The following is a 20450-nucleotide window of genomic DNA, read 5'->3' as shown; positions in this document are numbered from 1 at the left end:
GAATCAGTCGGTGACAACGACTCCGCGCCAAAACGCCACATGGTCTCGGATGTTTTCAGCCTCTTCCTTCGGTTCCGGGTAAGTCCAGGCGGCGTCGTCATTCGTGGCACCGGCCACCGTCAAGGAGAAGTACTTGGCGGTTCCCTTCCAGGGGCAGACGGTGGTCATACTGCTGTCGGTCAGGTACTCGGTCCTGACCGAGTCCTTGGGGAAATAATGGTTTCCCTCCACCATTACCGTCCGGTCTGACTCTGCGATGACGGTGTTGTTCCATAGTGCCTTTGCCATGGTGCTGGCCTTTCGATCACAGTGCTCGGAGCGGGCACCTATCCTCCATCAACGAATGTGCCCGCTCCGGAATTCCGCGACGGTCGAGCAGAACGTGCCCTAGCGCCCGCCGTCGATCTTGCGGCTGCGCTGCTCCTGGCCTGGTACACCGTAGGGGTAGTCGGAGACCTCCGGTGCACTGACCGTTGAGAGCCTGGCGACCTCGGCTGCGCTCAGGGTCACCGAGTCTGCGCCGAGGTTGTCGGTGAGCTGATCGGTGTTCCGTGCCCCCAGGATGACCGAGGTGACAGCTGGCTGCTGAGCCACCCAGGCGAGGGCCACCTGAGATGCCGTGATCTCACGCTCAGCTGCAATCTCTACGACGGTGTCGATAATGCGCCAGGTGCGCTCCTTGGCGTTGCGTTCCTTCCAGGCTTCCATGCCTCGCTCGGGGTTTTCCCCCAGACGCGTCTCGCCGGTGGGAGAGGTATCCCGCTGGTACTTTCCGGTGAGCCAGCCCCCGCCCAACGGCGACCAGGGCAGAAGGCCAATGTCGGCGTCGAGCGCCGCCGGAACGATTTCCGACTCGATCTCACGGACCAACAGACTGTACTGGGGCTGCAACGTGACCGGTGCGTTCCAGCCGTGGGACTTGGCCAGCCAGACGGCCTTGGTCATTTGCCAGCCGGAAAAATTGGAGAAACCGTAGTAGCCAATCTTCCCGTTGCGGATCGAATCCTCGAGGAAACCCAGGGTCTCCTCCAGCGGGGTGAGCGGATCCCACGAGTGCACCTGGTACAGGTCAATGTGGTCCACGCCCAGCCGGGCCAGTGAGTTATCGAGCGCCCGGCGCAGGTGACGGCGGGACAGACCAAGATCGTTGACACCATCACCCATCGGGAAACGGCCCTTTGACGCGAGGACCATCTGGTCGCGTTCCGTGGGGTTCTTGGCCAGCCATGAACCGATGATCGTTTCGGAGGCGCCGCGTGTATAGACGTCCGCCGTATCGATGAAGTTGCCGCCAGCGGCCGCGTAGGCGCTGAGAATCTGGTGGGACGTCGCTTCATCGGCCTCCGCGCCGAAGGTCATCGTGCCCAGGGCGTACGCCGACACTGCAGTGCCGCTGTTGCCAAGCGTGCGGTATTCCATCGTGCTGCTCCTTTGGATCGACTGGTGTAACTCCTATCAACACTAGTTGCAGGGCGGCCCTTGGCAGGGCGGCGCTTGGCAGGGCGGCGCTACAGCTTCCGGATAGTGAGGATCTGCTCGGCCCGGCCGAAGGGACCCGTGGTGTCATGCAGCACCGCGGAAGTCAGCCCAATCCCGTCAGTACCGAAACTGACGCTCGTCTCCAGACCCAGCCACTCCCCCGCTGGTTCGCGGTACAGGTGAACCTGCAGGTCCAGGTTAGGGAACATCCAGCTGCCCGGCCCGGGAGGCACACGTGCCGACACGCCGTTCGCTGTATCAATCAGGCCGATCAGCCGCACCAGATCTGCTGTCGGAGTGCCTTCCACCATCTGGTGTGGTGTACGCAACCAGACCCGCCCACGTCCCGGGCGATGACCCTCAACAACACGAAACTCCAGTGACTCGATATATCCCCCGGGCCAGGCGGTCATCTCTGCGAAGGGACCCGCCTGGTCAGGGCCTGGCATAGGTGCGTCCTCGATTGCCGCAACCGCCGCGCTGTCGGCTTTCGCCAGGCGCCAGGCTTTGGCTCGGATCACCGTCCGCCCGCCGGAGACCATCTCCGCTTCGAGCAGTTCGATGGTCTTACCAGGCCTGATGACCTTCACCAGCACATCGAACGTGCCTCCGGGAATCATGCCAAGGATGTCGAAGCTCAGTCGCGCCATCCGCAGGTCAGGTCGAGGACTGCACTGCTCGAGGCAATGAGCCAGCAATCCGGCCGCCGGCGCCATGTGTTGTTCTTCGGGGTTCCAGGCACCCTGCGCGTGGATGGTGGATTCGAAACTGCCTTCGCCCAGCGGGCGATAGTAGGAATCTGGCATGAAGGAGCACCTTTGCTGGACTACGGTGGGTGGCTGACCCCAACCCGGGACCGCCGCAGCACCAGTCTATGACGCGTTCCGCGGCTGTTACGGTGGCGGCGCTATACCAGCGGCACTGTCAGTTCCGGCCGCGCTGTGGCCAACTCCCGGGCGATCAGGTCGATCGCCTGGCCGACGACGTCCCGACCGACCCCGCCGCGGTGTGCTGCCCTCGCGGCTTTGACCCGCCGCACCAGGCCGTCCCAGTCGCCGCCTCCGGCACGCAACGGGCGAAGCGACGACAGGACCGCCGCGCGGCCGAGCCAGGGGTCCCCGTCGGTCGCCCACCGGTCCAGTATTGCTGCTGCACGGACCCGGTCCTGTTGGCTCAACCGGTCGGTCAACGGGCCCACCACGTCCAGGGCAAGCGGATCAACCAGCTCCGGCCTGCCCCCCTGACGCAGGAATCCCTCCAACCTGGTCAGGTCTGTCACCTGAAGGAGTGCAAGCTGCGACTGCAGCACCACGATGGCCGCCAGCCGGCGTTCGAACACGGCTACCGCCCACAGCTCCGAACTGAGCGCCAGCACGGCGTCGTGCTCCAGCCCGCGGTAGCGGCGGAATGCATCGCGGACGGCGCCCCGGACCGCGCCCACCGACGATCCATAAAGCCGGAGACCCCCGCCACCTCGATCGTCGGCCCGCTCCCATGACGCCTCGCGCTGCAGCGCGGTGTCGATGAACTGCCCTGCCTCACTCACAGTCCTATTCTTCACTGCTCAATTCTTCACTGCTCAGGCGGCCAGCCGAACGCCGCCACTGTCTGGCGGGCCACTGATCACCGCAGGGCTCTCGGTATAGTAGTTGATGTCAATATCTCCAAGACTGCTAAAGGTGCTGGTCTAACTGCGTACGCTACCGGGGTCCTCTGATGACCCCAGTCATTGTTGTTCTTTCTCTCTGAATCCTGAGTCAAGTCTCGGCCGTGGGTTCACGCCGGCCGACAGTGGGGGGTCCACCAAATGACGATCACCCTGCTCACCCTCTTGCTCGGCATCATCATCATCCTCGCCATCATCGCCGCCAACGGCTATTTCGTGGCCCAGGAATTTGCCTATATGTCGGTGGACCGCACCAAACTCGCGGTACTCGCCGAAGCGGGTGATGTCTCCGCCCAACGGGCCCTGAAGGTCACCAAGAGAACGTCCTTCATGCTCTCGGGTGCCCAACTGGGCATCACCGTCACCGGTCTGTTGGTCGGTTACGTGGCCGAACCGCTAGTCGGTGAGTCGCTGGGCCTTTTGCTCGGCGGAGCTGGGGTGCCCATGGCACTCGGCATCTCGATTGGCACGGTCCTGGCGCTGGTTCTAGCGGCGGTTGTCCAGATGATCTTCGGTGAGCTGTATCCGAAGAACCTGGCCATCGCCAACCCTGAGCCGATGGCACGCGGACTGGCTCGATCGACCACCATCTACCTTGCCGTATTTGGCTGGCTGATCACGGTCTTCGACCACTCAGCCAACGCCCTGCTGCGGCTCGTTCGCGTTGAACCAGTCCACGACGTCGATACCACCGCAACAGCGAAGGATCTGGACCGCATTGTCGCCGATTCCCGCCAGAGTGGTGATCTACCCGAGGAGCTGTCGATGCTCATCGACCGGATCCTCGACTTCCCCGACCGGGATATTGAGCACGCGATGATCCCCCGGTCACAGGTCGGCACTGTCGGACCTGAGACAACGGTGGGGCATGTCCGCACTTTGATGGCCGATGCCCACACCCGCTATCCCGTGGTGTCCGAAACCGAGGAACCCCTCGGCGTCGTCCAGCTCGCGGATATTCTGCAGGCAAGCATCAGCGACGACATGCTGGTCACTGAGGTCATGCACCCGCCGCTGGTGCTGCCCACCCTGATGTCCCTGCCCAATGCGCTGGAGCAACTGATGAACTCCCGCAACGAGCTTGCCTGCGTGATCGACGAGTATGGCGGCTTTACCGGCGTCATTACCGTCGAGGATCTCGCCGAGGAACTGGTCGGCGAACTCACCGACGAGCACGACGACGAAGCACCGCCGACGATCGAGCCCGAAGAGGACTTCATCTGGCGGATGAGTGGTGACGTGCACGTCGATGAGGTGGAGCGCGCTATCGGGCACGAACTGCCCGAGGGCGACTACGAGACAATTTCGGGTGTGCTGATCGCCGTTCGCGGCGAGCTGCCAGCCGTCGGCGAAACAGTCACGGTGGTCCTCCCTGACGATCCTCGCGACCTGGTCGAGGATGAGCCCGTACGCCGGGTGCTCGACGTCGAGGTCCTCGACGTGACCCGCCATGTACCGAGCGAGTTGCTGGTGCGGCTGATCGAGCTCACCCCGGAAAACGCCGACGCCGGTGAGCGCGCTGAGCGCCGCACCGACGCATCTGACGAAACAAGTGAGGAAACCCGATGATCGTAACCCTGGTAACGGTGCTACTCATCGTCCTTAGTGCCTTCTTCGTCGTGATCGAATTCGCCCTGCTGGGTGCGCGCCGCTACCGGCTTGAGGCCGAAGCGGCCAACAACCGCTCTGCGCGTGCCGCGCTGCGGGGCATCAACGAGCTCACCATCATGCTGGCGGGTGCCCAGCTGGGCATTACCGCCTGCACGTTTGCGCTCGGCGCCATCACCAAACCAGCTGTTGACGCCTGGCTGGGGCCGGTACTTGCCTCCTGGGGCATCCCGGAAGCAGTTGCCGGCGGTACCGCTTTTGGGCTGTCCCTCCTGTTCGTGACCTTCCTTCACCTGGTCGTCGGAGAAATGGCGCCCAAATCGTGGGCCATCGCTCACCCCGAGAGGTCAGCCAAGCTCATCGGGCTGCCGTCACGCGGCTTCATCTGGCTCGTCCGGCCTCTGCTGGTGTGGGTCAATGCCATCGCCAACCGCCTCGTCGCGGCCAGCGGTGTCACACCTGTGAACCGGGCGGCGGTCGGCGGGCTGGACGCCGGATCGATTCGCCACCTGGTGGAGCATTCTGCTGCGACCGGTGCGCTTGAGGCGTCCTACGAGACGCAACTGTCGGGTGCTCTGGAGCTCGAAAGCCTCACGGTTCGTTCGCTCATCGCTCCCGGCGGCGTGCCCACGGTGGTGCCGGACACCGCGACGATGGCCGATGTTCAGGAAGCGGCGGCGCGGTCGAAGCACCTCCGGATTCTGGTGCAGGGCAACGCCGGTACGCCTCCCGGCGTGATCCACGTTCGGGACACGCTCCTCGAGCCAGCGGGCCGACCGGTCCGGGAGCTGGCGAGTGCAGCCTTCCTGTTGGAGGCAGATGTTCCGGTCTATGAGGCATTGGCTCAGATCCGGAGCGCAAGTGTTCAGCTTGCTGCCGTGATGGACGACGGCAAGTTCATCGGCGTCATTACGCTCTCAGATGTCATGCGGCGGGTTCTGCCCATGTCAATGGCTCCCGCAAAATAGCCCGGACAGGCTGTTGGCCGCTGGAGTCCTAGAACCGATTCATCTGCATCTGGTTCTGGGCTTCGGCGGCCAACTGCTTTAAGGCCAGCTCATCGGCCTTGGAGAAGTCCCGCGTACGGTCATCAATAATGCACAGCGTGCCGACCGGCCAACCACCGGGGCCGCGCAGCGCGTATCCCGCATAGAACCTGATGTGCGGTTTCAGCCGAACCAGCGGATTGTTGCGGAATTTGCTGTCGACCAGCGCATCACGCACCACCATCACCCGTTCGCTGCGGATGGTCTGGTCACAGAAGGAAATCCGGCGCGGAACATTCTCACCAATGGGGCCCGTCACCGATTTAATGAACTGACGGTGCTGGCCAATCAGGGCAATCGAGGCGGAGCTGACACCAAACTGCTGCTGCGCCTGTCGGGTGATCCGGTCGAATCGTTCCTCGGGAGCCGATCCCATCAGCCCGGTCCGATGCAGTGACTGTAGCCGCAGCGATTCGGCCTGGTTGACCGGGAACAGTGCAGCGGCCGTCGTCGTCAGGCGTCGCAGCGCCGGATCGGTCAGGCTTTCGAAGCTGCTTTCGGCGGGGACACCTGTGGCGAGGGAAACGTCGTCAGTGGTGTACGCCGCACGGCGTACTGGTGAATCCTCGTCGTCAAGTATCTCGTTGATGGCGTGGGAGACCATATCCCGCTGGAATTGCTCGAGTTGCATCAGGCCGTGAACGTACCCCTCAAACTCGACGACGTCGCAGGTCCCTCCAATTTCCGTGTAATTGGTCCAGACGGCGTTGAGGTCAGATCCTGACGTCATGACTGCTAGGCGCGTGAACCACTGCTGCAGGTACGGGTCCATTGGGTTGCCTTTCTTCCTGCTCACCGGGAGAGGGCGTCGTAGCCGTCGGCTTCCATGGCATCCCGCAGGCGGGTCAGCCCTGCCTGGATCCGCGATTTGGCGGTGGGAAGCTTGATCTTTAGCGTTTCGGCGACTTCGACGTAGGTCATTCCGCCGTAGTAGGCCAGCCTGATGGCCTCTGCTTGCCGCTCGGTGAGGGACCCCAGACACTTTCTGACGCTCTCTGACATCAGGGTGTGGTGCACCACGTCTTCAACGCTGTTTGGCCGGACCGCCGCTGACCGCAGGCTATACGCGGCGTCGCGTCCGATAGCGCTTTGCTCGCTACGCACCCGGTCGACGGCACGCCGGTGAGCGAGGGTCAAAATCCAGCTGTGGGGAGAGCCACGATCAGGGTCAAACTGGCCCGACGATGCCCACAGCATCAGATACACCTCCTGCACCACCTCGGCCGCGATTGCTGCGTTCTGGATCACCCGCAGCACCAGCCCGTAGACCCGTTTGCAGGTCAGCCCATACAGGGCGGCAAAAGCCTCCTGATCTCCATCAGCTGTGCGGGCAAGCAGGTCCGCCAGGGAGTGACTCTGGGCGGGATCCTGAACGGGAGGGTCAACCGGACCGAACCTACTGCTGTAAGACATGAGACCTCACCGATGAGTCATTGTGGGGGTCGAGACCAGGCAGCGCGAGAGCTCTGCGGCGCCCCGCACCGTCCGAACTATGCCATCCAAACCGCCCGCTCGCAATAGCAGACGGCCCCGGCGCGCCCCCTGACACGCGGAGGGACGCTAGGCGAGGGACAGGAACAACTTTTCGAGATCCTTTTTGTCCATGGTCGCGTCATCGCTGGTAAGACACTGCTCCAGCCCCGTAGCAATGATTGCGAATCCTGCGCGGTCCAAAGCCTTCGACACGGCCGCCAACTGGGTGATGACGTCCTTGCAGTCCTGACCCTCTTCAAGCATTCGGGTGACGGCAGCCAGTTGGCCCTGCGCCCGCTTGAGGCGGTTGATGACTGGGGTCAGCTCTGAGGTGTCGAGTTGCATGGTCGTCTCCAAATTGTGGGTGTCAATTCAGCGTACCCCACCGGGTGTTTAACCCCAGGTGACAGACGTGCCCGAGGATGTACTGCTAACCCGTCCTGGCAGCCAATCGGGGCCCCAGATCGCGGTCGATAGCTGCGCCCATCCGAAGGCAAAACGCCTTGGCTTCCTCGGCGTCGTCGTCGCGCTCGTCAACCAGGGCCTTATCAGCCACGGTCAGCAGCGGCAGGCCAAGTTCTTCGGCCAGTTCCATGCCTCGTCGCGCCTCGCGCAGCGAGGCCGGACCCATGGCACTTTCCGGCGCTACCCGCAGCTGATGGCGTTCATCGCGGAGATGGTGTTGGAGACCGCGATGTTCGTGACTTTGGGCCCTATCGGCTGGTGGGGCGGTGCAGGACAGTTGGTCTCCTAACCATCGCGCTGGGAGGCCACCATGGAATCGTCTAAACCGATCGCCGTTGCAACCACTGATAATGCTCGTGGTCAGGCGGCGGTGGCCTGGGCTGCCGCTCGCGCTGATCGTTCGGGAGTGCCGCTGATTATTGTGCACGTCGTCGACGACCGTTGGGTGACCGAGCCGATTCCCTGGACGGACAGTCTGCTGGCCAGCGGGCAGAAGCTGCTGGACACCGCGGCGCAACGGGTCCGCGGGAGCACCGGCGTCGACATCACCACCAAGCTGCTGGAGGGTGGTGTCGCTGAGGCGCTCGGCGAGTTCTCAGCCAACGTGTCAATGCTGGTGGTTGGTTCGGGCAGCGCACATCTGGGTGGCGCTCTCACAGATAGGGCATTGCAGATCGCGGCAACTGTCACCTGCCCCGTTGCGGTGATTGGCGATCATGCGGACAACGGGATGGGCGTTGTTGTTGGTGTCGACGGTTCGGAGGAGTCCATCCAGGCGGTTGCCTTTGCTGCCGCCGAAGCCGACAGGGATGGCCAGGAATTGATCGTGGTGTATTCCCTGAATACACCAAACCATCTCCTCGATAAGGGCCTCCTTTCGCCCACCCTGGACAAAGCCCTCGAAGAGGAGGAACAGGTCGTATTGTCTGAAACGGTTTCGGGCGTCCGGGAGGACTACCCGGGACTTCTCGTGCGAAAAGTGATGGTCACCGATGCAAAACCCGTTGCGGCCCTGGTTCTGACAGCAGCCGGTGCGCGTCTCCTCGTGCTCGGCAGCCGCGGGCGGGGAGGCTTCAGGCGGCTGCTGCTGGGCTCGACTGCCCACGGAGTGCTTGGTCATCTCCCCTGTCCCACGGTGATAACCCCGATTCACAAAGTTAGGCATGAGGACTAAGCGGCTGGCGGCGGCCAACTCCCTCAGTGAAGGGTCTTTGGGCCCTAGGAGTTGGCCGCGGATCAATCTAGGCTCGGGGTCATGACTTCCGACGCCGAAACACCCAGGACCACTACCCTCTCAGCTGACGAATGCTGGGAACTGTTCCGACGAGGTTCGATCGGCCGACTAGCCGTCTCGGCCAACGATCAGCCTGAAATTTTTCCCATCAACTACAAAATCGAGGACGGGGAATTCATCTTCCGGACCGGCCACGGGTCCAAGCTGGCCGCCGCGTTGGGCAAGCAGGTTGCCTTGGAGGCGGATGGAGTCGACAAGGCGGGAGTCATCGCGTGGAGCGTCATCGTTAAAGGCCCCGCGTACAGGCTGGACCGTACGCCGGAGGTGCTCAACTCTGTGGGGCGACTACTTGTGCCGTGGGAGGCAGGCAAGAAGGACCATTTTGTTCGAATTGTTCCCGAAAGCATCAGTGGGCGACGGTTCCGCATCGCTGCACCGCTCGCCTGGGGCGGTCGGTTGGATGACGCTATGCGTGCCGGGCTGGAATAGGCGCCCTAACGTCGCGCACAGCGGTTGGCAGCACCAGGGCGAGGAAAGGCACACTCCACAGCCAAAACCCCCAGCCAAACACCATCAACCCGAGGTGAAAGGCGACGACTCCGAGCCAACCGGCCTTCGCCGGGGCGCCGCCGCGAAGCAGTAGGACTCCCAGAGTTGCCTCACCAACAGACAGCGCCGAGCCCCAAATGGCAGGCTGTGCGAAGTTTTCATTTTTTAACCTCCGTTTGTGATTTTTCTGCCGCGGCGATGACCTGAACGGTGCGAAGGAAAGTATCGGGGTTCAGCGAGATGGAGTCGATCCCCTGCTTTACCAGGAACTCGGCGAAATCCTCATGGTCGCTCGGTCCCTGACCACAGATGCCGATCTTTATTCCCGCGGCGTGAGCTTTCTCGATGGCACGCGAGATCATCCACGTGACGGCCTCGTCTCGTTCGTCGAACAGTTGTGCCAAATGCTCCGAGTCGCGGTCGACACCAAGGACCAGTTGTGTCAGATCGTTGGAACCTATCGAAAACCCGTCGAAATGCTCGGCGAACTCCGAGGCGAGAATAACGTTCGACGGTATTTCGCACATCATGTAAATCAGCAGTCCTTCTTTCCCCCGGACCAGACCGTTCTCCGCCATGACCTCGATCACAAGCTCGGCTTCGCGGGGCGTGCGGCAGAACGGCACCATCACCAGGACGTTTGCGAAGCCAAGTTGCTCGCGGACCCGCTTGATTGCCAGACATTCAAGCGCAAATCCCTCCCGGTAACGCTCGTCGTAGTAGCGCGATGACCCGCGGAACCCCAGCATGGGATTCTCTTCTGGGGTCTCAAAAAAACCTCCACCGATCAGATGGGCGTACTCGTTGCTTTTGAAGTCGCTGAGCCTGACGATCACCGGTGCCGGGTAATAGGGCGCCGCGATTTTTGCGATGCCCCTTGAGAGAACGTCAACGAAGTATTCGCGCACATTCTCATAACCGCGGGTGAGTTGCTTGATCTGCGCCTTCTCGTCGGGATCAGTCACAGCTTCCGGGTGAACAAGTGCCATCGGATGGATACGAATGAGGTTGTTGATAATGAATTCCATCCGTGCAAGGCCAACGCCTGCCGCCGGGAGCCGCCACCATTGGAAGGCAGCAGCGGGGCTGGCGATATTGACCATGACCGCGGTGCTGGTTTCCGGCAGGGCGCCGAGGTCAACTTCCTCCACCTCAAAGGCAAGCGTCCCCTCATACACTCCCCCATCCTCACCTCCGGCACACGAGATAGTAATCGACGAGCCATCCCTCAGTACCGAGGTTCCTTTCCCGGTACCCACCACGGCTGGTACCCCCAATTCCCGGCTGACAATCGCCGCGTGGCTGGTGGGTCCGCCATGATCGGTCACGATTCCCGCAGCTCGCTTCATCACCGGTACCCAGTCCGGATCCGTCATCCTGGTGACCAGAATGGCACCGTCCCGAAACTTGTCGATGTCCTGGGCATCAAGCACAACACAGGCGTCGCCGTGTGCGATTGCCTCGCCTATGGCCGCGCCCGAGAGCAGGCGCCGCCCCGATTCCCGCAGGTGATACACGCTGAACGTGGTTTCGCTGCGTTGCGCCTGAACGGTCTCCGGGCGGGCCTGGACCATGAACAGCTCTCCGGTTTCTCCGTCCTTGGCCCACTCCATATCCATCGGCCTCCCGTAGTGCTCCTCCACAGAGACAGCCCAGCGGGCCAGCGTCAGGATCTCGTCGTCGGAAAGCACAATCGACTCCCGCTCCAGATCGGTCGTATCTATGGTCCGCGTGCGCGCGTGTCCACCGCGGCTGTACACCATTTTTCGCTCCTTGGAGCCGACCGTCTTCTCGATAATCGGCACAAAGCGGGGTGTAGCAAGCAGGGGCTTGAAGACCTGGTATTTGTCCGGGTTGATACTTCCCTGAACAACTGTCTCTCCCAGCCCCCAGGCCGCGCTGATCACCACGCTGCGCGGGAAACCTGACTCCGTGTCAATGGAAAACATCACCCCCGATGCACCAAGATCCGAACGCACCATGAGCTGCACGCCGACCGACAGGGCGACCCCCACATGGTCGAATCCCTTCATCTCCCGGTAGCTGATCGCACGATCGGTGAAAAGCGAGGCGAAACACCGTCTGCAGGCTTCAAGGAGTTCCCGTTCTCCTGAAATATTCAAATACGTCTCCTGTTGACCCGCGAAGCTCGCGTCGGGGAGGTCTTCAGCGGTCGCACTGCTGCGCACTGCCACAGAGGCTGACGGCCTGCCGGTCCGGGAAGACAGTGCCCGATAGCGACCGGCAAGGTCGGCGGCGATGTCTGCCGGGAATTCTCCGTCCAGGATCAACGCCCGAATGGTCTCTCCTGCTTCCCGCAGAGTCGACTCGCCGGCATGATAGCGGCTGACTGTGTCACGGATGCCGGGTTCAATACCGTTCGCGGCGATGAAGGCGCGGTAGGCTGCCGCTGTCGTGGCGAAACCGTCGGGGACCCGCACACCTGACCCGATGAGGGAACGCGTGAGTTCACCCAGTGACGCGTTCTTCCCTCCGACCGAAGGAACGTCAGCCATTCCTACGTCCTGCAGCCACACCACGTACACGTCCGCACTCGCTGTTGAAGTCATGGGTCCATCTTGGCCAGCCAGGCCTGGCTGATGCAGAGTCTAAGGTCCCGCCAGCAACCGTTCCTGAATAGGGTCGTAAGGCCCTGTCACCGTTTACTCGCGGCCGCCACCCTAATGGAATGAATGACAATGCACCCCAGCTCACAAAAGTTCACACCGTCGAACAACCCGTTGCAGTGGTTCGCGAGCGTGTTCGGATGGACTCGCTCACTGACTTCTTCGGTCGTGCGTTCCATCAGGTGATGACAGCGACCCAGACGCAAGGAACGAGCCCTGCCGGCCCACCCGTCGCCCTCTACCATGGGATGTCCAGCGAGACCGTCGATGTGGAGGCTGGCTTCCCGATTGCAGGACACTTCGCGGAAGCTGAAGGAGTATCGCAGTCCGTGCTGCCCGAAACCGATGCCTTTGAAGCCATCCATGTTGGGCCGTTTGACACCCTCGGCCAAACCTACGAACTCCTTCAGGCCGCCATTGAATCAGCGGGTCTCACCCCCGCGGACATCGCCTGGGAATCCTACTTGACTGATCCGGAGGCGGAGCCCGACCCGTCGAAGTGGGTAACCAAAGTTGTCTGGCCCGTGGTCTGAATCGTCCCTTTCACCCAAGGCTCACATCATGAATGATCTTGTTGCCTACGCGACCAGGCACGGCTCAGTAATTTTGGGCAGTGCAGCCGATCTAACCCGCCAGCTGAGTTCAGTTATCCATCCCGTGGAACCGCAATGACGGCTGCCGGCCAGCTTCAGAGCGCTCCCATCCTGGGAGTGAGTTCCCTGGTGAAGCGGTATGACACCCGCACAGTTGTCGATGATGTCTCCTTCCACATCGAAGCTGGCGAAACGTATGGACTTTTGGGCCCCAACGGCGCAGGTAAGACGACGATCATTTCAATGGTGGCGGGGTTGATCCCCGCCGACTCCGGATCGATCGAGCTCATGGGTGCGGTCATGACGCCAACCAGTACACGGGTCAAAGGGCACATTGGGCTGGTCCCCCAGGAACTTGCCATTTACCCGGATCTGACGGCCAAAGAGAATCTGATGTTCTTTGGCCGGTTGCAGGGGCTTAAAGGGAAGGAACTGAGACAGCGGACGGACCTGGTCCTGGACCTGATTGGCCTCGGCGACCGTGCGCGAGAGCAGACCAAGAAATTCTCAGGTGGAATGAAACGCAGGTTGAACATTGGCATCGGCCTGCTCCATCGACCCACCCTGCTGATTCTGGATGAGCCAACCGTGGGGGTGGACCCGCAGTCGCGCAATTCCATCCTGGAATCCGTTGAGACTCTTGCCTCGGAAGGAATGGCTGTCCTGTACACCACCCACTATATGGAGGAAGCCGAACGGCTCTGCGACCGGATTGCGATCATCGATCAGGGCCGGATTCAGGCGGAGGGCACCGGAATCAATTGATCGAACTGACCGGCGGGGTGGACCGCATCGATCTGCGCGGCACCGGTAGCACCAGCAACGCAGCCACGGCGCTCCGTCAGCTACCAGGCGTACAACAGGTCGATAGTGGTCCCTCAAACCTGCTGTTGACCGTCCACAACGGTCCAGGTCTTCTGGCACCCATTGTGGCCGAAGCCGGCGGTGCGGGAATGGCGCTGACCTCGGTGGAGATCGTCAGACCCGATCTGGAATCGGTCTTCCTGCACCTCACTGGCAAAGCCCTGCGGGATTGATGTGCGCGGGCTCAGGACCATGGTCTCCAATGACCTCAGGCTGCGGATCCGGGACAGGTCGGTGTTCATTTTCTCCCTCCTCGTCCCGTTGGCCTTGATGGGGGTTCTGAACCTCTCCTTTGGAGGCGGCGGAACGGACAGCGTCGATTTGCAGCCCGCCGTCGTCGTCGCAAGTGCTGAAGACAGCGGCCAGCTCGGGGACGCGCTACTCGCGGCCCTCGACACCCTCCCCATGATGGACGTCACCGTCACCAGGGTGGCTGCCGACGAGGTCAGCGGCGAGACAAAGGACACCGGGGCTGAGCTGGGGCTTATCCTGCCGGAAGGGTTCACGACGGCGGTAACCTCCGGCGAGGCCTCTACCGTCGAGGTCATCGAAGGTGATGTTGCAAGCATCGAAACCAATGTGCTGATCTCGGTGGTGGACGGGGTGCTTCAGCAGTTCGCTGCTGGCACCGTGACTGCCACGGCAGGCGGTGTGGCCGGGCTTCCGGAGGACGAACTCGCCGACCTGGCGCAACGCACAGCCGCTGGCCCGGCCGCCTTGACCCTTTCGGAAGGCCAGGCATCCGCCGAGCAACTGTCCCTCAGTGGCTCCCTGGTGGCCGGCCAGACCGGGCTATTCCTGTTGTTCACCGTCGGGTTTGGTGTTTTGGGACTGCTGGCGGAGCGGGAAGGGGGCACCCTGACCAGGCTGCGGTCGGCTCCCGTCGCTCCCGGTACCATCATCTGGGCGAAGGCCCTGGTCGGATTCATTCTCGGAGTGGTTGCCTCATCCATTCTGCTGACGGTCGGCAGTTTGTTGTTTGACGTCTCCTTTGGGTCCCCAGCTGTGGTGGGGCTCCTGATCCTGGCGGTTGCGGCGGCGGCAACGAGCCTGACCTTTGTCGTCGCGAAACTGGTGCGAAGCGCCGAACAGGCGAATGTCGCCCAATCGATCCTTGCCATGGTCCTGGGGGTCGCTGGCGGAGCCTTTTTTCCTTTGCAGACCTCAGGAATTGTCGCGACGCTGATGGACTTTAATCCGATTTCAGCTTTCATTCGCGGACTCGGCATCACCTCCGGAGGCGGCGGGGTGGCGGACGTCGCTGTCCCCCTGGCGATCATGCTCGGCTTTGCTGTCCTTGCCACCGTGATATCGCGCCTGCTGCCGGACCGGGGTGCCCGCTTGTGAGACACATCATGGGGATTGCCCGGGTAGAGGTGCAACGTTTTCTCCGGGACAGGTCAAACATCTTCTTTGTCTTCATTTTTCCTATGCTCCTGATTCTGTTGCTCGGCTCCCAATTCGGGGCCAATAGCGGACGGTCCCAGGTGGCGCTGTCGGGCGGTTCCGGTACGGCCCTGGAAAACGCTTTGAAGGTCCAGCTGGAAGAGGATGACCTTCAGGTGTCGTTTGCCGGTGCGGAAACGGTAAAACAGCAGCTGGGCCGTGCCCGGATCGACGTCGGCATTTTCATCAGCGACGACGACGCCGCGGCCTACTCCGCGGGTCAGGAAGCCGACCTCGAGGTGATAGCAGCGTCGCAGGCCTCGGCACAGGCTGTCCTGCAGGAGGTGCGGACGTCAGTCCAGACGGTCAGTACGGCACAGCTTCAGCGATTACTGCTCCAGGAAGCGGGCGTCAGCGCAGCCGAGGCGACCACCGCCCTGGAGCGGGCGGAAACCTCTGTGGTACCCCCCGGACTGGAAATTGTGGATACCGACGATGTATCGCAGGAGTTTTTAGGCCTGGGACAGTTCGATCTGGGCGCCACCCAGCAACTTCTGCTTTTCGTTTTCCTGAGTTCCCTCACCGGGGCTGCGACCCTGATCAACGCGCGGCGTCTCGGGGTGATCTCCCGTGTGATGGCCGCCCCGGTGACAAGCTGGCAGGCTGTGGCGGGGCAGGCGCTGGGACGGTTCGGTATTGCGGTTGTCCAGGGTTCGTACATCATGGTCGGCACAGCTGTGCTGTTTGGGGTTCAGTGGGGCAATCCCTGGTTGGCAGGACTGGTCCTGGCGTTCTTCTGCGCGGTCTCCGCTGCTGCAGCGATGGTGATCGGTTCGGTCATGGATAACGACAGCGCTGCGTCGGGAGTGGGAGTGGGCTTCGGTCTCGTGTTGGCGGGCCTGGGCGGCTCTATGGTGCCCCCGGAGTTCTTCTCCGACGCCCTTCAAACCGTGTCCCGTCTGACCCCGCACCGGTGGGCTTATGACGCCTTCGCTGAGATCCAACGCCATGAGGGCACACTGACGGGTATTCTTCCGCAGCTTGCGGTGCTTGCAGGGATGGCAGCGGCTCTGCTGGCTCTCGGCTCCTTCCTGCTGCGGCGCAGCCTCAGCAGGGCGCTCTAGAGGCAGCCGGGCGCTCTAGATATGACGCGCGTGCGCAATATTCCGGGCGTGGGCCCAGACAGCAAGAAAGATCAGCGGCACATGAATTGCGGGTAGGTTGTGGGCGAACCACCGGGGCAGGTAGATATCAGTCACTGAACCGGTGGAATCGCCGAGACGTTGAGCCAATGGGGTGAGCGGACAACGAAAGCCGTTGCCGGCAAAAACAAGAATCTCACTGCCGACAACGGCTGCAGCGACTCCCGCTCGTTGGTCTGTCTTTCCCCTCCACCCGGAGTAGAGCAGATAGACCATGCATGCTTCGATGGAGAACCAGGCGGCGGTATGGAAAGACTTGACCGCCCGTAATGCCAGCTGGTGTTCAGCCATGGGTAGCTCCTCTCATGTTCATGACCTCCAGAGTGCACCCATCTGCCACCAGGTGGCAGAGTCCAAGGGCCCGCTGGCGCGGCTGCCCTATGCTTGTGCCATGGACTTCCTTCGGCTTCTGCTTGTCTTTCTCCACATTCTCGGGACAGCCGCCATCGTGGGCGGCTGGTTGGCCACTTTCAAGCACCCCACCGTCACGCAGTGGCAGTGGATCGGCGCGCTCACCCAGCTGGTCACGGGCCTGCTGCTGGTGGGTCTCGCTGAGATGGGTGACGGCGACGGCCCGAACCATGCCAAGATCGCCGTCAAGCTGGTCCTGACCATCGGCGTGGTCGTCGCGGCGTTTATCGGTCGCCGCAAGGCCAAATCCGGACACGACGTCGCCAAGGGACTGGCTCACGGCGTCGGCGGTCTTGCCCTGATCAACGTAGCGGTAGCGGTCTTCTGGAGCTAGCCCGCGTCAGTCCTTTCTGGCAAGGGATAGCGGCCTAGGTGTCCAGAGAAGTGGCTGGCGAGGGGGGCGCGCTGGGCAGTCAGTTCCGCTTCGAGACGCACTATGTCCTTTCGATGGCAGAGCTCTGTGCCAGGTGTCATCGCTGCAGCGCTTCCGGCAGCCAGAGCTGTCAGGAAGGCGCTGTCAACGGGTGCGCCCTGTGCAAGGCGGAGAACAAACGCACCGAGAAAACTATCGCCTGCTCCTACAGTACTGACGACCTGCACCGACGGGGCCGGTAGCCGGATGACGCCAGCCTCGGATGCAAGCACTGCCCCGGCCTGGCCAAGGGTCAGCGCGACATATTCCGCTGCCCGATCCGCGACCAGACCGGACGCCGCCTCAATCTGATCCTGCTCTGTGTCGAGCTCCCGGCCGAGATGGGTTGCCAACTCCCGCCGGCTGGGCTTCACCAGAAATACCCCTTCGGCCATGGCCTCGGACAGTGCTGCACCCGAGGCATCCACCACACAGCGGGCGCCTACTTTCTTGGCCAGGCGCGCCACCCTGGCATAAAAATCGTCCGGCACACCGGGAGGTAGGCTTCCGCTGGCTATGACATACCCTTCCGGCAGTATCGCCTCCGCCACCAGCGCGAGACAGGCTTTCCACTCGGATTTACTGAGCTCTGGGCCTTCGAGGACAAACCGGAATTGGGCACCCGTCCCCGTCTCATCGACGGTGAAACTTTCGCGAGTACTTCCGTTGATGGGTGCTACGAGGACCGGGATCCGCTCGGCTTCGATGAGGCGACGATATGCCTCCCCGGTTGGACCACCGGCCGTGCAGACGGCGAGCACCTGTCCGCCGAGTCGCTGGATCACCCTTGCCGCGTTCATTCCACCGCCGCCCGGTTCCAGTCGGCTCGCGGTGCATCGGAGCTTGTGTTTGCTGATGACCCGGTCAGTGGCCGTGTAAACGTCCAATGCGGGATTGACCGTCACGCTAAGAATCGGTTTGGGATGCCGTGGCGTGGGCGCCCGTTGGAAGTCTCCAGGGTCGGAGTTGGCCGGTTTACCCTCCATTGAGCACTACCCCCTGCAATGAGTTTCATGCTCAACCTACTCCCTGGGCAGTGCTACGTCACGAGGTACCATTTTACTGGCGTCCCGGTTCGAATATTCGTTCGATAGAGTTGTCCACATAGGCCCGTAATTCTCTGGGTTGTCGGGGTGGGTTTGGGACAATGGAGGTATGGACGGCAGCAGGGCTTCATCGTTGACTGAGAAGGAATTCCCCTTCCCCGGAACGGCTCCGCGCGGCCCTTCCGGCCCAGGCCGTACCCCGGATAGCCGTACCCCGGATAGCCGTACCCCGGAGGACAGTACTGCCGGTGGCCGCAGCACGAATGGCGTTACCGCTGATGCTGGTACGCGTGCTTTGCTCGCCGCCCTCACGGCACTACAGCCCGCCACATCCTCGGCCGGGATGATCGATCAGCTCCGCGGCCTGGAAGACCTCAAATCCGCCATCGCCGGGGTCCAAGCCCAGATCACTGTCGCCTTCGACCGCTCTGAACGCCAGCACCAAGCCCAAGCCGGGGTGCCCACCGCGGAGCAAGGCAAGAGTGTCGGCGCCCAGGTGGCGCTGGCCCGGCGTGAATCCCCGGCCCGCGGCAGCCGGCTCCTGGGGTTGGCTCGGGCCCTGGTCACGGAAATGCCCCACACGTTGACTGCTCTGCACACCGGCCAGCTCAACGAGTGGCGGGCCACCCTGTTGGTGAAAGAGACAGCATGCCTTTCCAGCGCCGACCGGACCGCCGTGGATGAAGAACTCAGCCCCGACACTGGGACCTTCACCGGCTGCGGCGACAAAACCATCACCGCCGCAGCCAAGGCCGCCGCATACCGCCGAGACCCGCGCTCAGTGGTCAACCGCGCCGCCCACGCAGCCAACGAACGATTCGTCAGCATCCGCCCAGCACCGGACACCATGGCCTACCTCACCGCCCTACTGCCGGTGAAGAACGCCGTCGCCGCCTACGCAGCACTCACCAGAACTGCCGACGGCGCCCGGGCATCCGGGGACACCCGATCCCGAGGCCAACTCATGGCCGACACCCTCGTCGAACGCACCACCGGCGTCCCCGGAGGCATCACCCGCGTCGAACTGCAAGTCATCATGACCGACCGCGCCCTCTTCCAAGGCGACAGCGAACCAGCCAGAATCACCGGCTACGGCATCGTCCCCTCCGCCTGGGCAAGAGACCTCATCCACCCTGACCCATCCGACAACTCAGCACCGGCCACCGAACGCCACGCCTATAACGTCTGGCTGCGACGCCTCTACACCGCACCCGCCACCAGGGAACTCGTCGCCATGGATTCGAAGGCCCGGCTCTTCACCAAGGCACAGAAGCGGTTCATTGTCGCTCGCGATGACACCTGCCGGATGCCCTACTGCGACGCACCCATCCGCCACGTCGATCACATCATCCCCTGGCACCGACGCGGACCAACCACGATCACCAACGGCGCCGGACTCTGCGAAGCCTGCAACCACACCAAAGAAGTCAGCGGCTGGAAAGCCCACCCGCGCCCACGCCCGGGCCCGGGTAAGGACCCCAGGCACGCCCTCCGCATCACGACCCCCACCGGACACACATACCACTCCACCGCCCCGCCGCTACCCGGAGCCCGATACCGGACCTGACCCTGCGTGGTCCTGGACCTTCAGGCCCGGCTCAATCCAACTCCCCCAAACTGCACCTAACTTCTCGCGCCGAGCGGGATCCACGCTTTAGTCGGTGCACAACCGCTCTCAGGCGTGAGCACCATGAACCTGGCGGGGGCAGACTTGAGGAGGCATCCCGGATAGGCTGTGAACACGGCATTAATCGTGGTCTCTACATTAGGAGTAACGATGCGCGCTCTCGTGGTCTACGAGTCCTTGTGGGGCAATACCGAGAAGGTAGCGCGAGCGATCGGCGCCAGACTTGCCGTCAATGCCGACGTTGAAGTGCTTGACTCGGATGCAGCACCAACGTTAATTGATGGATACGACTTGTTGGTGGTTGGTGGCCCGACGCACGCTTTCTCTATGACGCGAGCATCGACCCGAGCGGACGCAGTCAAGTCCCACTCGGCCCCGCATGAGCCGATCCGTGGCATCCGGGAATGGCTCAACCAGGTCGAACGGCCCAGTACCGGGATCCCCGCCTTCGCGTTCGACACCCGGGTCGACAAACCGAGACTCCCCGGTTCCGCGGCGAAGGCGGCGAGGCACGAGTTGCGCTCTCTTGGATTCGCCACACAAGGCAAACAGCAAACCTTCCACGTCCATGGTTACGAAGGGCCCCTTGTGGACGGCGAGCTCGAACGCGCGACCGAGTGGGTAGGCGATGTGCTTGCGCGGCTTGGCGCTCCGTAAGGTCAGGTCGTCCCAACTGGACTTGGGAACGTCGCTTGAAATGCAAAACGGTCCTGCACAATGCACCGTGCAGGACCGTTTTGGCTCAGGCTATGTGGAAGGTCG

At 62.5% G+C, this 20450-nt stretch carries 22 protein-coding genes and 1 pseudogene; 12 read left to right on the top strand and 11 right to left on the bottom strand.

From position 1 onward, the window contains the following. Positions 1–3: 3 nt before the first annotated feature. The 4 genes from ABD059_RS15580 to ABD059_RS15565 form a co-directional block, all read right to left on the bottom strand. A complete protein-coding gene (locus ABD059_RS15580; protein WP_343881694.1) occupies positions 4–288 on the bottom strand; it encodes a DUF427 domain-containing protein in 285 nt (94 codons plus the stop codon). Between the two features lie 99 nt (positions 289–387). Continuing rightward, positions 388–1419, bottom strand: coding sequence for an aldo/keto reductase (locus ABD059_RS15575; protein ID WP_343881692.1), 1032 nt, complete (start codon positions 1417–1419; stop codon positions 388–390). An 89-nt stretch (positions 1420–1508) separates the two neighbouring features. Then, positions 1509–2285 (bottom strand): thioesterase family protein, encoded by a 777-nt coding sequence (locus ABD059_RS15570; protein WP_343881690.1) that lies wholly within the window; start codon positions 2283–2285, stop codon positions 1509–1511. A 101-nt stretch (positions 2286–2386) separates the two neighbouring features. After that, positions 2387–3025: a DNA alkylation repair protein gene (locus ABD059_RS15565; RefSeq protein ID WP_343881688.1), complete on the bottom strand. Its 639-nt coding sequence runs from the start codon at positions 3023–3025 to the stop codon at positions 2387–2389. A gap of 261 nt (positions 3026–3286) precedes the next feature. Between ABD059_RS15565 and ABD059_RS15560 the strand changes: the two genes are divergently transcribed. Both ABD059_RS15560 and ABD059_RS15555 read left to right on the top strand, forming a co-directional pair. Further along, entirely contained in the window at positions 3287–4714 is a 1428-nt protein-coding gene (locus ABD059_RS15560) for a hemolysin family protein (protein ID WP_343881686.1), read from the top strand. Next, complete coding sequence (locus ABD059_RS15555; RefSeq protein WP_343881684.1) at positions 4711–5721, top strand: CNNM domain-containing protein; 1011 nt, start codon at positions 4711–4713, stop codon at positions 5719–5721. The genes ABD059_RS15560 and ABD059_RS15555 overlap by 4 nt, the downstream gene beginning before the upstream one ends. A gap of 28 nt (positions 5722–5749) precedes the next feature. Here the strand turns inward: ABD059_RS15555 and ABD059_RS15550 are convergent, their stop codons facing one another. From ABD059_RS15550 to ABD059_RS17785, 4 genes and pseudogenes are all read right to left on the bottom strand, one after another. Continuing rightward, positions 5750–6571: a GAF domain-containing protein gene (locus ABD059_RS15550; protein WP_343881682.1), complete on the bottom strand. Its 822-nt coding sequence runs from the start codon at positions 6569–6571 to the stop codon at positions 5750–5752. 20 nt (positions 6572–6591) lie between these two features. Beyond that, on the bottom strand, positions 6592–7212 hold the full coding sequence (gene sigK / locus ABD059_RS15545; RefSeq protein ID WP_343881680.1) for an ECF RNA polymerase sigma factor SigK: 621 nt from the start codon (positions 7210–7212) through the stop codon (positions 6592–6594). A gap of 147 nt (positions 7213–7359) precedes the next feature. Then, a complete protein-coding gene (locus tag ABD059_RS15540) occupies positions 7360–7617 on the bottom strand; it encodes a metal-sensitive transcriptional regulator (protein ID WP_343881678.1) in 258 nt (85 codons plus the stop codon). Between the two features lie 85 nt (positions 7618–7702). Continuing rightward, positions 7703–7909 (bottom strand): annotated as a pseudogene (locus ABD059_RS17785) (hypothetical protein); the annotation flags it as partial. A gap of 138 nt (positions 7910–8047) precedes the next feature. Between ABD059_RS17785 and ABD059_RS15530 the strand changes: the two are divergent. Both ABD059_RS15530 and ABD059_RS15525 read left to right on the top strand, forming a co-directional pair. Continuing rightward, positions 8048–8911, top strand: a complete 864-nt coding sequence (locus tag ABD059_RS15530) for a universal stress protein (protein WP_343881676.1) — start codon at positions 8048–8050, stop codon at positions 8909–8911. Positions 8912–8992: 81 nt separating this feature from the next. Beyond that, the gene (locus tag ABD059_RS15525) at positions 8993–9460 is read left to right on the top strand and encodes a pyridoxamine 5'-phosphate oxidase family protein (protein ID WP_343881674.1); all 468 of its coding nucleotides are present in this window, start codon (positions 8993–8995) and stop codon (positions 9458–9460) included. Between the two features lie 218 nt (positions 9461–9678). Here the strand turns inward: ABD059_RS15525 and ppsA are convergent, their stop codons facing one another. Beyond that, the gene (gene ppsA / locus ABD059_RS15520) at positions 9679–12090 is read right to left on the bottom strand and encodes a phosphoenolpyruvate synthase (protein WP_343881672.1); all 2412 of its coding nucleotides are present in this window, start codon (positions 12088–12090) and stop codon (positions 9679–9681) included. Positions 12091–12209: 119 nt separating this feature from the next. Here ppsA and ABD059_RS15515 point away from each other — a divergent pair, with 119 nt between their 5' ends. The 5 genes from ABD059_RS15515 (at position 12210) to ABD059_RS15495 (ending at position 16114) form a co-directional block, all read left to right on the top strand. Beyond that, positions 12210–12680, top strand: coding sequence for a GyrI-like domain-containing protein (locus ABD059_RS15515; RefSeq protein ID WP_343881670.1), 471 nt, complete (start codon positions 12210–12212; stop codon positions 12678–12680). Positions 12681–12815: 135 nt separating this feature from the next. Continuing rightward, on the top strand, positions 12816–13505 hold the full coding sequence (locus ABD059_RS15510; protein ID WP_343881668.1) for an ABC transporter ATP-binding protein: 690 nt from the start codon (positions 12816–12818) through the stop codon (positions 13503–13505). Then, positions 13502–13777, top strand: coding sequence for a hypothetical protein (locus ABD059_RS15505; protein WP_343881666.1), 276 nt, complete (start codon positions 13502–13504; stop codon positions 13775–13777). Before ABD059_RS15510 ends, ABD059_RS15505 begins: the two co-directional genes overlap by 4 nt. Position 13778: 1 nt before the next feature. Next, positions 13779–14951 carry an ABC transporter permease gene (locus ABD059_RS15500; RefSeq protein WP_343881664.1) on the top strand — a complete coding sequence of 391 codons (1173 nt, stop codon included), beginning with the start codon at positions 13779–13781 and terminating at the stop codon, positions 14949–14951. Next, positions 14948–16114 carry an ABC transporter permease gene (locus ABD059_RS15495; protein ID WP_343881662.1) on the top strand — a complete coding sequence of 389 codons (1167 nt, stop codon included), beginning with the start codon at positions 14948–14950 and terminating at the stop codon, positions 16112–16114. Before ABD059_RS15500 ends, ABD059_RS15495 begins: the two co-directional genes overlap by 4 nt. A gap of 15 nt (positions 16115–16129) precedes the next feature. On the opposite strand, the gene ABD059_RS15490 is transcribed toward ABD059_RS15495, so the two are convergent. Next, a complete protein-coding gene (locus ABD059_RS15490; protein ID WP_343881660.1) occupies positions 16130–16483 on the bottom strand; it encodes a hypothetical protein in 354 nt (117 codons plus the stop codon). Between ABD059_RS15490 and ABD059_RS15485 the strand changes: the two genes are divergently transcribed. Then, positions 16482–16937 carry a hypothetical protein gene (locus ABD059_RS15485; RefSeq protein ID WP_343881658.1) on the top strand — a complete coding sequence of 152 codons (456 nt, stop codon included), beginning with the start codon at positions 16482–16484 and terminating at the stop codon, positions 16935–16937. The genes ABD059_RS15490 and ABD059_RS15485 overlap by 2 nt on opposite strands. On the opposite strand, the gene ABD059_RS15480 is transcribed toward ABD059_RS15485, so the two are convergent. Beyond that, on the bottom strand, positions 16934–18001 hold the full coding sequence (locus ABD059_RS15480) for a 1-phosphofructokinase family hexose kinase (RefSeq protein ID WP_343881656.1): 1068 nt from the start codon (positions 17999–18001) through the stop codon (positions 16934–16936). The genes ABD059_RS15485 and ABD059_RS15480 overlap by 4 nt on opposite strands. 169 nt (positions 18002–18170) lie before the next feature. Here ABD059_RS15480 and ABD059_RS15475 point away from each other — a divergent pair, with 169 nt between their 5' ends. Then, positions 18171–19628 (top strand): HNH endonuclease, encoded by a 1458-nt coding sequence (locus ABD059_RS15475; RefSeq protein ID WP_343881654.1) that lies wholly within the window; start codon positions 18171–18173, stop codon positions 19626–19628. Positions 19629–19838: 210 nt separating this feature from the next. Continuing rightward, entirely contained in the window at positions 19839–20345 is a 507-nt protein-coding gene (locus ABD059_RS15470; protein ID WP_343881652.1) for a flavodoxin family protein, read from the top strand. Positions 20346–20450: the final 105 nt, after the last annotated feature.

It is taken from the genome of Arthrobacter flavus, assembly GCF_039526005.1.
GTDB lineage: Bacteria > Actinomycetota > Actinomycetes > Actinomycetales > Micrococcaceae > Arthrobacter_D > Arthrobacter_D flavus.
Note: the sequence above shows the minus strand (reverse complement) of the source record. Positions and strands in the feature narration are given on the sequence as shown.

Bases quoted from the DNA above. Each gene is read 5' to 3' on its own strand.
- ABD059_RS15580 (WP_343881694.1), bottom strand. From the start codon at position 288: ATGGCAAAGGCACTATGGAACAACACCGTCATCGCAGAGTCAGACCGG.
- ABD059_RS15575 (WP_343881692.1), bottom strand. From the start codon at position 1,419: ATGGAATACCGCACGCTTGGCAACAGCGGCACTGCAGTGTCGGCGTAC.
- ABD059_RS15570 (WP_343881690.1), bottom strand. From the start codon at position 2,285: ATGCCAGATTCCTACTATCGCCCGCTGGGCGAAGGCAGTTTCGAATCC.
- ABD059_RS15560 (WP_343881686.1), top strand. From the start codon at position 3,287: ATGACGATCACCCTGCTCACCCTCTTGCTCGGCATCATCATCATCCTC.
- ABD059_RS15555 (WP_343881684.1), top strand. From the start codon at position 4,711: ATGATCGTAACCCTGGTAACGGTGCTACTCATCGTCCTTAGTGCCTTC.
- ABD059_RS15550 (WP_343881682.1), bottom strand. From the start codon at position 6,571: ATGGACCCGTACCTGCAGCAGTGGTTCACGCGCCTAGCAGTCATGACG.
- sigK (WP_343881680.1), bottom strand. From the start codon at position 7,212: ATGTCTTACAGCAGTAGGTTCGGTCCGGTTGACCCTCCCGTTCAGGAT.
- ABD059_RS15540 (WP_343881678.1), bottom strand. From the start codon at position 7,617: ATGCAACTCGACACCTCAGAGCTGACCCCAGTCATCAACCGCCTCAAG.
- ABD059_RS15530 (WP_343881676.1), top strand. From the start codon at position 8,048: ATGGAATCGTCTAAACCGATCGCCGTTGCAACCACTGATAATGCTCGT.
- ABD059_RS15525 (WP_343881674.1), top strand. From the start codon at position 8,993: ATGACTTCCGACGCCGAAACACCCAGGACCACTACCCTCTCAGCTGAC.
- ppsA (WP_343881672.1), bottom strand. From the start codon at position 12,090: ATGACTTCAACAGCGAGTGCGGACGTGTACGTGGTGTGGCTGCAGGAC.
- ABD059_RS15515 (WP_343881670.1), top strand. From the start codon at position 12,210: ATGAATGACAATGCACCCCAGCTCACAAAAGTTCACACCGTCGAACAA.
- ABD059_RS15510 (WP_343881668.1), top strand. From the start codon at position 12,816: ATGACGGCTGCCGGCCAGCTTCAGAGCGCTCCCATCCTGGGAGTGAGT.
- ABD059_RS15485 (WP_343881658.1), top strand. From the start codon at position 16,482: ATGGGTAGCTCCTCTCATGTTCATGACCTCCAGAGTGCACCCATCTGC.
- ABD059_RS15490 (WP_343881660.1), bottom strand. From the start codon at position 16,483: ATGGCTGAACACCAGCTGGCATTACGGGCGGTCAAGTCTTTCCATACC.
- ABD059_RS15480 (WP_343881656.1), bottom strand. From the start codon at position 18,001: ATGGAGGGTAAACCGGCCAACTCCGACCCTGGAGACTTCCAACGGGCG.
- ABD059_RS15475 (WP_343881654.1), top strand. From the start codon at position 18,171: ATGGACGGCAGCAGGGCTTCATCGTTGACTGAGAAGGAATTCCCCTTC.
- ABD059_RS15470 (WP_343881652.1), top strand. From the start codon at position 19,839: ATGCGCGCTCTCGTGGTCTACGAGTCCTTGTGGGGCAATACCGAGAAG.